Annotated in this window: 14 protein-coding genes and 3 pseudogenes; 10 read left to right on the forward strand and 7 right to left on the reverse strand. The window is 43.0% G+C overall.

Translation table 11 applies throughout. The features are described from left to right. Together HCR01_RS35345 and infC are read right to left on the reverse strand one after the other, a co-directional pair. On the reverse strand, positions 1–248 hold a 248-nt coding region (locus HCR01_RS35345; protein ID WP_193200579.1), incomplete at its 3' end, for a hypothetical protein. A gap of 293 nt (positions 249–541) precedes the next feature. Beyond that, positions 542–1,030, reverse strand: a complete 489-nt coding sequence (gene infC, locus HCR01_RS35350; RefSeq protein ID WP_193199814.1) for a translation initiation factor IF-3 — start codon at positions 1,028–1,030, stop codon at positions 542–544. A 273-nt stretch (positions 1,031–1,303) separates the two neighbouring features. Between infC and HCR01_RS35355 the strand changes: the two genes are divergently transcribed. After that, the gene (locus HCR01_RS35355) at positions 1,304–1,492 is read left to right on the forward strand and encodes a hypothetical protein (RefSeq protein WP_193200580.1); all 189 of its coding nucleotides are present in this window, start codon (positions 1,304–1,306) and stop codon (positions 1,490–1,492) included. 29 nt (positions 1,493–1,521) lie between these two features. Here HCR01_RS35355 and HCR01_RS39555 read toward each other — a convergent pair. Together HCR01_RS39555 and HCR01_RS39560 are read right to left on the reverse strand one after the other, a co-directional pair. Then, positions 1,522–1,995: pseudogene (locus HCR01_RS39555) on the reverse strand (thermonuclease family protein); the annotation flags it as partial. A gap of 15 nt (positions 1,996–2,010) precedes the next feature. Continuing rightward, a complete protein-coding gene (locus tag HCR01_RS39560) occupies positions 2,011–2,208 on the reverse strand; it encodes a thermonuclease family protein (protein ID WP_226890004.1) in 198 nt (65 codons plus the stop codon). A gap of 146 nt (positions 2,209–2,354) precedes the next feature. Between HCR01_RS39560 and HCR01_RS35365 the strand changes: the two genes are divergently transcribed. The 3 genes and pseudogenes from HCR01_RS35365 (at position 2,355) to HCR01_RS35375 (ending at position 5,208) form a co-directional block, all read left to right on the forward strand. Further along, positions 2,355–2,564, forward strand: a complete 210-nt coding sequence (locus HCR01_RS35365; RefSeq protein ID WP_193200581.1) for a hypothetical protein — start codon at positions 2,355–2,357, stop codon at positions 2,562–2,564. After that, positions 2,548–4,659: pseudogene (locus tag HCR01_RS35370) on the forward strand (plasmid replication protein, CyRepA1 family); the annotation flags it as partial. The gene HCR01_RS35365 and the pseudogene HCR01_RS35370, both read left to right, overlap by 17 nt. A gap of 258 nt (positions 4,660–4,917) precedes the next feature. Beyond that, the gene (locus HCR01_RS35375; RefSeq protein WP_193200582.1) at positions 4,918–5,208 is read left to right on the forward strand and encodes a hypothetical protein; all 291 of its coding nucleotides are present in this window, start codon (positions 4,918–4,920) and stop codon (positions 5,206–5,208) included. Positions 5,209–5,268: 60 nt separating this feature from the next. Here the strand turns inward: HCR01_RS35375 and HCR01_RS35380 are convergent, their stop codons facing one another. After that, positions 5,269–5,826, reverse strand: a complete 558-nt coding sequence (locus HCR01_RS35380; protein WP_193200583.1) for a dihydrofolate reductase family protein — start codon at positions 5,824–5,826, stop codon at positions 5,269–5,271. Between the two features lie 201 nt (positions 5,827–6,027). On the opposite strand from HCR01_RS35380, the gene HCR01_RS35385 reads away from it, so the two are divergent. The 3 genes from HCR01_RS35385 (at position 6,028) to HCR01_RS35395 (ending at position 8,674) form a co-directional block, all read left to right on the forward strand. Continuing rightward, the gene (locus HCR01_RS35385; RefSeq protein WP_320073254.1) at positions 6,028–7,050 is read left to right on the forward strand and encodes an alanine--tRNA ligase-related protein; all 1,023 of its coding nucleotides are present in this window, start codon (positions 6,028–6,030) and stop codon (positions 7,048–7,050) included. A 51-nt stretch (positions 7,051–7,101) separates the two neighbouring features. Beyond that, positions 7,102–8,004 (forward strand): phosphotransferase family protein, encoded by a 903-nt coding sequence (locus HCR01_RS35390; RefSeq protein WP_193200584.1) that lies wholly within the window; start codon positions 7,102–7,104, stop codon positions 8,002–8,004. A 178-nt stretch (positions 8,005–8,182) separates the two neighbouring features. After that, positions 8,183–8,674 (forward strand): GFA family protein, encoded by a 492-nt coding sequence (locus HCR01_RS35395; RefSeq protein WP_193200585.1) that lies wholly within the window; start codon positions 8,183–8,185, stop codon positions 8,672–8,674. Positions 8,675–8,767: 93 nt separating this feature from the next. On the opposite strand, the gene HCR01_RS35400 is transcribed toward HCR01_RS35395, so the two are convergent. Both HCR01_RS35400 and HCR01_RS35405 read right to left on the reverse strand, forming a co-directional pair. Further along, on the reverse strand, positions 8,768–9,070 hold the full coding sequence (locus tag HCR01_RS35400) for a Dabb family protein (RefSeq protein WP_193200586.1): 303 nt from the start codon (positions 9,068–9,070) through the stop codon (positions 8,768–8,770). A gap of 169 nt (positions 9,071–9,239) precedes the next feature. Continuing rightward, positions 9,240–9,830, reverse strand: a pseudogene (locus tag HCR01_RS35405) (IS6 family transposase); the annotation flags it as partial. A 353-nt stretch (positions 9,831–10,183) separates the two neighbouring features. On the opposite strand from HCR01_RS35405, the gene HCR01_RS35410 reads away from it, so the two are divergent. The 3 genes from HCR01_RS35410 to HCR01_RS35420 all read left to right on the forward strand — a co-directional run. Next, positions 10,184–11,008, forward strand: a complete 825-nt coding sequence (locus tag HCR01_RS35410) for a ParA family protein (RefSeq protein WP_193200587.1) — start codon at positions 10,184–10,186, stop codon at positions 11,006–11,008. Continuing rightward, a complete protein-coding gene (locus HCR01_RS35415; protein WP_193200589.1) occupies positions 10,986–11,999 on the forward strand; it encodes a ParB/RepB/Spo0J family partition protein in 1,014 nt (337 codons plus the stop codon). The genes HCR01_RS35410 and HCR01_RS35415 overlap by 23 nt, the downstream gene beginning before the upstream one ends. 52 nt (positions 12,000–12,051) lie before the next feature. After that, the coding region (locus HCR01_RS35420) for a hypothetical protein (protein WP_226890005.1) at positions 12,052–12,315 on the forward strand (264 nt) is incomplete at its 3' end.

Consider the following 12,315-nt stretch of genomic DNA (forward strand, 5'->3'; position numbering starts at 1 on the left):
AATACTTGACATAAACCAGTCACGAGTTCTGGAGAAGCGCTTTTGACTTCTGTATTTGTCTCCATCCTGTTCAAATACTGGCGAGAAATCTCTACTTCTAGTTCAGCAAGCTTTTTGGATAAAGTAACTAATGGTATATCGCCACGCAGTGCACGCATCTTATGCCCACGCGCATCTGTCCATCTAATAGAACCCACTTCAGTTAGTGGTAACATTACGACCTCTTCTATTTCTTCTCGACTTGCCATATTATGCAACTTGTAGTTGACAAACACAATAGTTCACTGCCACTATTAGTATCAGCGCAAAGCGGAACTGACTATTACTTATCAAAACACTATCAATGTGCAGGGTGCGATCGCTGATGGTTGGTACGACAATCCAACTGGCTTGTTTATACGCCGGATGGGGAAGCGGTGGAGTTGCTCTCGATGATGCGGCAGTTTCCGAGTGAGGAATGAAAATGCTGATGTGACGTTCTTCGCCGTTGACTCTGCGAATATAATGCGGGAGAACGTCACTATATCTCTAAAAAATTAATTTAGGCAGGAATGACTAGAGCAATTAGTGAGCGTTTATCAAGCGACTGGACTTTACCCACTGAACTAAGATCAGTTACAACCCGGTCTAGTAATTCTCCAGCTTGCTCACGATATTGATGTTCTCGACCTCGTAGACGAACAGCAAACTTCACGGAATCACCTTTACTCAACCACCCAATTGCTTGTTCAATGCGTAACTTATAATCAGCCACACCTACATTTAAACCGAACCGAACTTCTTTTACTACTGGTCTAGCACTCTGTGCCTGACGCTTTTTCTTTTGATACTGAAGCTTGCCATAGTTAAGAATCTTTGCGACTGGAGTCTCTTTACCTTCAGAGACTAGAACTAGGTCAAGCTCAAGGCTCTCGGCTAGCTGTAGCGCCTCATGTGTGTTGGTCAAACCACGATTATTATTCTCGTGGTCAATCAAGAAGACTTGGTGTGACTTGATTTGCGAGTTAATTAGTTGCTTTTGAATTCCGATAACGTTTGACTCCGATTTATTTCAAACCTGTAAAGCGTCAGTTATGCTCACTAAACACGTCTTTGTTGCCTAATTCTATCGTAACGTAATCTTTTGCTTCTCCCTATTCATAAAACCCGCACCCCACAAGCATTGCTTCTACTGGGAGTTCTTTGTGCGCTTCGGTATTCGCTCGTACTATACTCACCTAATATCGGAACTTGTGTAAGCTGTAATAGAGTGAAGAGTCAAACTCTCTTCTAGTGATCAGTTCTGACTTATATGATTGCAAATATGCCTTCAATTACCTACAACCGCACCGATAGCCAGCAGCCCCAAAGCATCATTATTGAAGGTTATGTTGTCCGTCCAGGATTACACATTATTACCTACGAGCAACTTAAGTTGTTGCGAGAGCAAACACAGCACTATTCTCAGTTTGAATATCTCGTGGCCCAAGGTGTGATTAAGTTGACTGGCTAATAGCTGACTGTTTTCTGTTTTTAAATTTTCTACCGTTCACAGCCGATGCCATCTCCATCTCGGTCAAGCCCGTGAGGGTCAGGTGGTAGTACCTTAAATCTTCGTTGGGTAATGTCTCGGCAATTCAAATCGGATGAATTCTTAGGAATGCAAAAGTTAGGGTAAGAAGGATCACAGGTATTCTGTTGCTGGGGTTGAGTCGGTTGGGAAGTTGTCTTTTTAATGCCTCTGCGAAAATCCCAAGGCATCACAGGATTAGCTTGACTCCAAAAAGCTAAACGCTGTTGTTTGGCTCTGTTTTCGCCTTGCAATAGACTATCTTTAGACTCTGGGCAACCTTTGAGGTACTGCCTGTACACAACAGCCTGTCCCTCTTGTACCATATTCACATTGACACTGCGATTACCAACAAACACTTCTGCAACCAAGCGCTTATATTTGTCAGTTTCAACGGAGCGTAGAGTAATTGCTTGCCCTACTGGGAGTAATTGCTTTAGTTGCGCTGCCGATTGTTGACCCTAAGGATTCTGTTTTGTCTCTGGTGCATCAATGCAAGCGAGACGGACTGTTACAGTTTTGTTACCAGTCCTCACCCGTATGGTGTCACCGTCGCCTACGCTTACAACTGTAGCGGTAAGATTGTTGGCAACAACAGGTAACGCCGTTTGAGCTAGAAATAGAATGCTAATTGCAACAAAGCTAAAGTTAGAAAACATAAGTATTAAAAATGACTCTAATTTTATGGTTCCCAGTTAGAAGTCAGTGATCGCTACCTACATTGATATCCTTGCCCCTAATCAAACTCAAGCGAAAAAATTACCCGCCTGGAACCATCGTTTGGATCAGGCAGTAAACTGATACTATGGCAAAACTTCTGATATGCGATCGCTGTCTCCTGTATGCCCATAACCCTTACCTCGTCTGTGCTGTCCATCTTGATGGGGTAGACGGCGACAGCTGCTTGGACTTTCGAGAAGACCCTAACCTTGAACCGGAGGAGTTATGGCAACCAGAAGGCGCAACTTATTATAACGGCGAATTGATTTTACAGCCCCCGCATTCAGCTAGGTGAAGCGCTATGTAATCGCTTTGGTGTCAACTATGTTACAGAAGTTCACGGTTCAGAAACAGGCGACTTGCTTGGATATGGCGTATGTGTTGACTCGTTACATCATGAAAGCCAAGCTAGGTTTAACCCCAATGATTGGACGAATGATATTGTCATTATCGATGAATGTGACCAAGTTTTCTGGCATCTGCTTAACTCTGGAACCGAGGTGCAAAAACGTCGTGTGTCTGTCCTAAAAAACCTTAAACAACTGGTACAAAATGTTTTGGGCAGCAGTCAGGGAAAGATTTACCTGTCTAGTGCCGATGTGTCAGATAATGATGTTAAGTATGTTTTATCACTAGCGGGGGAATGTCGAGTTAATCCGTTCGTGATCGTCAACAACTATCGTCACAATGCTGGTAATTGTTACAACTACGGTGGTAAAAATCCCAAAGATTTAATTGCAGCATTAGACAAAGCAATTGCTACTGGAGGACATCATCTATTGTGCTGTTCTGCCCAGAAAGTCAAATCTAAATGGGGAACACAAGCACTTGAAGAACGCTTTCGGCGCAAATTCCCCTATTTACGAATATTGCGAATTGACAGCGAATCTGTGGCTGACCCTTCACATCCTGCTTTTGGTTGTATCGCTCATCTCAACGAAATTCTGACCCAGTACGACCTAGTGATAGCTTCCCCAAGTTTAGAAACTGGTGTATCAATTGATATCAAGGGGCATTTTGATGCTGTTTGGGGGATATTTCAGGGAGTGCAACCGGTTAACTCTGTACGTCAGATGTTGGCAAGACTACGGGAAACTGTTGACCGTCACATTTGGGTGAGAAAGCAGGGTATGGGGACTGTGGGCAATGGTTCTACATCGATGGGCGTATTGTTGGGCAGTCAACATACAGCAACACGGGCGAATATTGCGCTGTTGTCGGTAGCGGACAATGCGGATTTGAGTTATATTGACCAGAATTTTCAACCAGAATCGTTACAGACTTGGGGTAAACGGGGATGTGTGATTAATGTTGAGATGAGGCGGTATGAGGAATCTGTCCTTGCGGGGCTGGTGACAGATGGCTACACAATTATTGATGTTGATGACATCGATGAGGATGAAAGCAAGGGAGTTTTGGAAGAAGTGAAAGCCGCATCCGAACAATTGTATGCAACCGAGTGTCAGGCGATCTCGGATGCTGATGAACTGTCCCAAACCGAATTGAAGAAACTGCAAGACAAACGGGCGAAAACCAAAACTGAACGACACCAGCAGCGCAAGGCGGAATTATCCCGTCGCTATGAAATTGATGTGACACCCGAATTGGTGGAGAAGGATGATGACGGCTGGTATCCTCAACTGCGGATGCACTATTACTTAACCCTGGGGCGGGAGTATTTAACAAATCGTGATGCTAAACGAGCCAAGGCACAATTAGAGGCTGGGGAGAATGCTATTTGGAAGCCGGATTTTAACAAGGGGCAGATTTTAAGCGCGGTGATGTTGATGGAAAATCTCAATCTGTTGCAGTTGCTTACACCTGGGAAACAGTTGTGTTCTTCGGATCAGAGAATGCAGGAGTTTAAGGCGATCGCCGTGGAGCATCGGTATTTGATCAAGAATTACCTGAACGTGACTATTTCGGAAAAACTCACTCCTGTTGCGATCGCACAAAAATTGCTCGACAAGATTGATTTGCGGTTGTCTTACATCGGGCGGTTAGGCCCAAAAGGGAAACGGGAGTGTGTTTATCAGTTTGTGCCACCTGATGATGAGCGTGATTCGATTTTCCAGAAGTGGTTAAATCGGGAGTTGGTGTCAGTTACTAATAATATAGAGTTAACAACACAAGTTGCTGACACACACGATATTCCCCAAACATTAGATGAGGCTACCCAGGGCTGGAAGGGGCTGAAGTTGAAATTGCGGCAGGGATTAAAAAGTGCTGGTCGGTTTTACAATGAACTAGTTTCCTCTTTTGGTGAGGCTGTTGGGGTTGCTAATGGTGAGCCATTTTGGAATGGATATCTAGGACAGTGGCAAGTCTTGGTTGACTTTGCTTCGGGGTGTAAATCCGTAGTGTGCGATTGGGTCGAGTGTATGAAGTAAGTTTTTGGGGGTGTGAAGGCGATCACTTGTTACTTTACACTTGTGAGAAATTGACCCCGGTAGTGTTCCCTGTCAAGGGTTGCCGCAGGTATCGCGCAAAAGTTATTAGACAAGGTTGATTTGCGGTCATCTTATATCGGTCGCTTGGGGCCGCGAGGAAAACGGGAGTGTGTTTATCAGTTTGTGCCACCCGACGATTAGAGTAATTCGATTTTCGGACAGTGGCTAAGTCGGGATGAAATGTTAAATCGTGAATCCGTGTCAGTCACTAATAATATAGATATACAAACCCAAATCAGTGACACACACGATATTCCCCAAACATTAAATGAAGCTACCCAGGGCTGGAAGGGCTTAAAGTTAAAACTGCGTCAGGGGTTAGAAAGTGCTGGTCGGTTCTACACTGAGCTTGTTTCCAAAGTCGGTGATGCTGTTGGCGTTGCTGATGGTGAGCCAATATGGAACTCCTACCTGGGGCAGTGGCTAGTGGCTGTTAACTTTGCGTCCGGGTGTAAGTCTGTGGTGTGCGATTGGTTAGCAGTGGTTTAGTTCATGCCCTCACAAAGCTCATCCTGATTAATTTATAACAACAGATTTATAATTACGTAATCAGCGTGAGCGGGAAACTTCATAATGAAGCTCCGCAAAGGCATTGCCATATACCTTTGCAGATAAAAGTTTTAACAGAGGTGTAACGATTTTACGTGGTAGCAATAATGCTCCACTCCCCAGTGTGACTGACGCAATCTGAACAATTACCTCATCAAGTAACCCATGATCGTGAAATTGACCAACTAAGTCTCCACCGCCCATCAGCCAGATATTCTTATTGCCTGCCGCCCCAATCATCTCTTGATGAACAGGACGGACATCCCCTTTAACAAATCTAATATCCGCTCCTTCCACAGTAGGCAAAACGCGAGTAGTAAATACCCAAGTTGGTTGCTCATAAACCCATCGTTGCTGATGCTGTGCTTGTTCATTGATCTGATGAGTGAGAATCCATTCATAGGTTGTCGAACCCATTGCTATTGCCCCAACAGATCTGATGAAGCCAGAATAGCTGCTATCTTCAAGTTCGCCAAATTGCAATAGCCAAGAGAGGGAATTTTCTTCATCAGCAATGAAGCCATCTAAGCTGGTGGCAGTGTAATACTGAGTTTTCATGACGAAATTCCAACTCGACCAACATTAAACCTAGAGCAAATACACTGCTGATGAGTGCAAAAGGCAAATCGCACAGTGTTATCTCAGGTTAATGTATCTCATTTGTATTATATGTGCTACAATAAGCTAGATGCATAAATACCAGAGGCAAAAAATGAAAATGCAGGACGCATAAACGGCGGCTTTAAATTAAGTCGCCAAATCGAACAACAATTTATTAATTTTTATAAAGAACATGGGCATTATCATTTACCAGAACATTCCTTAATCTCGCAAGATAAGGATTTACTCTACACAATTGCTGGGATAATACCATTTAAGCCCATGTTTGAAGGGCATCAACAACCTACACATAAACGAGTTGTAACATCTCAAAAATGTATTCGTACCAATGACATTGACTTAGTAGGTAAGTCTAAAAGACACCTAACGGGATTTACAATGTTAGGACATTTTAGTTTTGGAGATTACTTCAAACAGGAAAGTATTTGTTTAGGTTATAAATTAGTAACTAAAATTTATGGTATCAATTCCGATAATTTGATTATTACGGTTCACCCAGACGATCAAGAAACTCAAGAAATCTGGTCTAAATATTTGCCGCAAGAGCGTATTGTCTTAACTTATGAAAACATTTGGAGTTCAGAACAACCTGGAATTTTAGGACAGTGTACAGAGTTCTTTTACGATTTTGAACCGCACAAAAAACTGGATAATATTGACCTAGATTCAGACCGATTTTTGGAGTTTTACAATATTGTTTTTGTTGATTCTCAAGTTGACATTAATGGCAATATAGCTCCCACCCCTATTAGATGTATTGATTCTGGTTTAGGATTAGAACGCTTAACTTATGTATTAAGCAAGAAAAAAAGTATTTATGAGATAGATTGCTTCTGCCAAACTTTTGATAATCCTATTTTAAAAGACCACTACCGAACCTGTAGTTGGATTATGAGTGAAGGTATAACGCCTAGCAATTATAAGCATGGTTATATCCTCCGCAAACTAATGAGAAGAATGTTTCATCTTGGATACAAGCCAAATGATAATCTGATTTTCATAGAAGAATATGAAAAATACCAAAAAGTCTTATCGCTTGGTAAGCAAAAGTTAAGCAAAATTGCTAACCCAAGCGAAAGTGATTTATTAAATCTTTACCAAACTTTTGGTATACCTATTGAAATTAGTCAACAGATTATTAATAACAAAAAGATAATTTAACAATTCTATCCAGCAGGGTCAATGAATCAAAAAGAAGTAGTAAAGGCTATTTTGCTCGCTTGTCCAAAATGGAAAGTTAAATCAATTCGCTATCTTGATGAAGGAGACTTCTGTTGGACATATCTTATCAATGATGGGTGGGTCTGCCGCTTCGGGAAACATGATGCTGCGCGTCAAAGCCTCCGTCGTGAATACTGTCTACTCCCTAGTCTGGCAGGTCAATTTACGCTCAAAATTCCGTCGCCACAGATTGCAGGCATGGATGATCAGGGGGAACTGCGATTCACCGCCTACCCTTTTGTGCCAGGTATCTCATTATCACAAGAACGATACCTTAGCCTTGATGCAACCAGTCGTACACACTGCGCCCAACAGGTTGCGACATTCCTGACCCAACTTCACGCCAGCAATCTGTTGACCGCAAACACCTGTAGTGTACCCGTTCAGAACTATGCCGAGCAGTATTCTGACCTGTTATTACGATCACGGGCAGAGTTGTATCCAACCCTTAATAAACCAGAGAGATATTTTATTGAGCAAGCGATCAGCAAATATTTGGAATCTGCTAACGCACAGGCGTTTCATCCCGTATTGCTGCACGGCGATCTCAGTCCTGATCATGTCCTTTTTGATGAGAGGTCAAAGTCAGTGACCGCCATCATTGATTTTGGAGATATGATGATTGGTGATCCGGCATGGGATCTCCTCTTCATCTACGAGGACTATGGCTTAGATTTTCTGTCGCGTCTGCTAAACGGATATCCCAGACAAGAGCTAATTTCATTATTACACCGCGTCTATCAACACTATTTAATTGCGGCGATTGATTGGGCAGTCGGTTCACTCTTACGTAGTGATGACGAATTTACGGCGGCGATCGCCCAATTACACCTGATCAGGATTCAAGAGGAACAGCACCGTCAAGCGTTGTTTTCTGCTTGTGGAGTTGCCTAAGAAGCAGCAAAAAATGGCCTTTCGGTTTGCTGGAAAATACTCCCCAATTTTGGACAGGATTTGCGATAAAGTATTCGATTTCTGTTGCTTTCTCTTTCCTTTTTTGTATTTGCATATAATTCATAAAATATTATTGTTAGTTAAGCATGAACATGAATAAAGAACGGAGCAGCACGTCATGAACGACTGGAATTTGCCTTGGTCAGGCTCCTGCCGTTGCGGACAGATACGGCTTCAGGTGAATGCCCCCCCTCTACTGACGATGGCTTGCCACTGCACAGGTTGCCAGCGAATGACCGCCAGCGCTTTTTCTTTAAGCGCCGCAATCCCAAGTATTGGGTTCTCCGTACTGAAAGGTCAGCCGACTATTGGCGGTTTACATGGCGCGACTCGCCATTACTTCTGCCCACACTGCATGAGTTGGATGTTTACTCGCCCGGAAGGAATAGACGAGTTCATCAACCTTCGTGTGACGATGCTGGACGATGCCTCATGGTTCACGCCTTTCATCGAAACTTGGACGAGGGAAAAGCTGTTATGGGCGACGACCTCTGCGGTTCATAGCTTCGAGACCCTGCCCACAAAAGAAGATTATGCTCCCCTGATAGAAGAATACGCCAAGCAAGCGTCGAAACCTACACCAGCAGATTTCTATGATATTAAAAAATAATCACCCTGTTCAAGTCCCTAACTTTCCCTGTTAAAGAACAGCCTCCCACCTCCTCCATCAAAAGCTCACTGCTTCGCATTAAGTGTAAGTAGTTCAGCCTTCAAGATCAAATGCGATTACACTATCAATACACGATAAGATTTCAACTTTGACTTTTTCATGAACCGGATGCGGTAAATAGGCATCGCGGGCAGCAGCGCTCTCAAAAGTCATTAAAAATCCGTGCGTATAACCCTGATTCAAGCCTTCGTTGCTGGAATATGTACCACCTGCAAAGTAGCTGATCCCTGGAATCAATTTCGTGATTTCTTGTAGATGTTTAAATATATCTGCAATCTTTTGGGCAGGGGTTTGTGGTTGAAATTTTAACAAAACTATATGTTGGATTAGAGGCATTTAAGATTTCCTTATTTATACTTGTCAATTATTAGTAGTATACAAACCAACTCTTTTCAATGGGGAGTCCTTGAGAAACTAACGCTAAATCAGTTGGTGATTGGAAAAGTAGAACGCGGAATAGATTCGGTGAAAGAATTACTCAGTACCCTAACGATTGATGAGCGTTGCGGCTTGCTGTGTTGAACGATTTGAATTCCATGCTTGCGTTCATTAATCGCTTAATTGGTCGATGATCTTGTTCAATTATGTTGTTCAAGTATTTCTTTTGCCGCAACTGGGTTGTCTGTTTTAGTGTTTCATCGCCTTTCAATGTCTTGATGGCTTTTGGGTACGCCACATTTTTATCCACTGTAATGACGCGCGGCGATTGGGTGTGAAATGCTTTCAAGACTTTGCGGAAAAACCGTTCTGCTGCCTTACCATCCCGTTTTGCACTCAGCATAAAGTCCAGTGTGTTACCTGCACTATCGACCGCTCGATACAGATATTTCCACACTCCCTTAACCAAGACATACGTTTCATCCACCCGCCATGAATCATTCGTCGGTTGCAAATATGGTCGAATCCGTTTGTCCAGTTCTGGCGCATATTTCAGCACCCATCGATTAATCGTCGAATGCTCCACCTCCACACCCCGCTCCTGTATCATTTCCTCCAATTCTCGATAAGAAAGCGCATAGCGGCAATACCAACGCACATTCAACAGAATGATGTCCGACTGAAAATGACGCCATTTGAATAGAGGTGGGGTGGGCATGGGAAGTTGATCATCAACGACAAAGCTTTTCTACCGTACCATCTCATTCACTTTTTGCGACACAACCAGGATTATTCATAAAAATAACATAAAATCAGCATGATTAATGTGAAAAGTATTGTAAAACATCGTTTACATAAAAACTAATTACACTCACCTCACTCCAGAGTAATCACAAACTTATAGAGCTTGCTGAAGGTCAAATGCTTTTGGCAGTGATACTCCAATTCCAATGAACGGAAAACGTTTTCCGTATAAGCTAGGTTGCCTTACTCCCATGAACAACTAAACTTAACTTGATTTCTCTTTAGGGATAGAGTATAACAAAACGCAAGTATTGTAATTGCAGATAGATGAAGCAAGTTGTTCTCTGGATTGGAGCCAATGCCGGAGGAGTTTCCAAAACTACACTAGCCGTTCATATTGGCTATGAAATGGCAAAGCGCGGCTTCGACGTTGCGTTACTCGACCTTGATACTAACGTTTCCATGAGTCAGTTCTGTGGGTTGGACAAAGACCCGCCGTTAGAGCAAACGATCGCCGCTGTGTTTAACGAGAATTTTGACGGTAATTGGCCCTTGCTGATGCCAGAGTGGGGTAAACCAAAAGGGAAATTGCAAATATGTTTGGGTGGGCCAGTAATGATTCAAGTTGGGTCGGAATTGGCAGTTCGTAATCGCCGTGAGTACGTTTTGGCAGATAAGTTTGAGGATTTTCCTTTACCACATCAACTTGTGATTCTGGATTGTCCTGCTACACTGGGAAATTTCAACGATTTAGCGCTAGCAGTAGCTACACATTTGTTAATTCCTGTCGAACTCAGTCCGAAGTCACTAACAGGAGCCAATGTGTTGCTATCTTGGTATCGAGGGGCTTGCAGAAAACTACGCCTCAATCCCCAACCTCAAATTTTGGGATTTGTGCCTACTAAATATGACAGTGGTGAAGCAACCCAGCGAGATTTGTTGAGTCAGTTACCGGAAATGCTCACTTCATTAAAAATTAAATGCTATCCGCACGTCCGCTATTCATGTGAATTCAGCAATGCTTCGGGAAAAGGTATTCCCTTGCACTTGCATCGCTCAACACATAAAGCAATCAAGGATTTTTATCCCATCTGCCAAGAATTGTCAGCTATTTTGCAGGAGGGGAAAGGTGACAAGAAAGTTGCAAAATAAGAGCTATGACTATTTTTCTGCTAATTCCCAAGTAGCAGAAGTCGAAGAACAGCTAACTCAATCACAACAGCGTATTGCTGAACTAGAATCGCTGAACACACAATTACAAGGGCTGGTAGCAAATAATAGCGTTCAGGGTGATACTGCTAAATTTGCTGTGTCAACTGAGAAAATTGTCTGCAATCCTGAACAAGTGCGCCGCTACTTCGATCCTGACAAACTTGCTACCCTAACTGCTTCTATTAAAGAAGTGGGAGTACAATCACCGTTATGGGTGCGCCCCTATGGTGATGGTCAGTATTTATTAATTGCAGGCGAGCGCCGATACCGTGCTGCACAAGATGCTGGATTAACGTCAGTTCCTGCTGTCATCTTAGAGGTTGACGAAGCTTCGGCTTTAAAGCTGTCCTTACTAGAGAATTTGCAACGGGAAGACCTCAATCCAGTAGAAGAAACGGAAGGGATACTGCACTTATTGTCGTGGCAGCTAAACTGTTCTGCTAAGGAAGTAATTGCTTTGCTAAATCGGAAAGCACATTTAGATAAGAAGAAAGTTGAGTGGTCAGACGAGAGTACGGAAAACGTTTTCCGCAAACAGTGGGAAATTGTAGAAAACGTGTTTACAACAGTTGGCAAGCTATCACCAGAAAGCTTTCGTGTCAGTCGGTTGCCACTGTTGAATATACCAGCAGACGTTTTAGAAGTACTACGTTCTGGGCAGATTGAATACACCAAAGCCAGAGCGATCGCTACAGTTAAAGATGAAGAGTTGAGAATTAGCTTGTTAACACAGGCAATTAATGAAAAGTTATCTTTAGGACAAATTCGAGATCGTATTGAGAAGGTGAAACCTCAAAAAGCTCCTTCTTTGAAAAAGGAATTTCAAGACATCTCTCAGAGGATGTTAAAGTCCTCACAATGGAAAGACCCAAAAAAAGCTAAGAAAATTACAAGTCTTTTACAACAACTAGAATCCTTGCTAGCAGATTAATGAAAGATTAAAAATCTCCAGTCCAGCTAAGTTGCATTAAAACAAGGTGTCAATGAAATCTACCCAACGCCCATCTAAACCTCCCAAACACCAGCCAGAACCCAACTACCAAAGCCCAAACCCTAAGCCGGAACTTGTTGCTTATCGTCCTGTGGAGCAACATCAGGCATCATCTCAGCCTGACTCAAGCAAGAGTGATCAGCCTCCGCAAGTTGAACCGGAACACCAAGTGATTGCTAATGACAAGCCACTACCTTTAGAAAAAGACAAAGCCGAACGAGTCTACGCTCCCCCGCGCAAATCCAATTCACCGCAA

Origin of the sequence: Nostoc sp. MG11 (assembly GCF_014904695.1) — a bacterium.
Classification (GTDB): Bacteria; Cyanobacteriota; Cyanobacteriia; order Cyanobacteriales; family Nostocaceae; genus Komarekiella.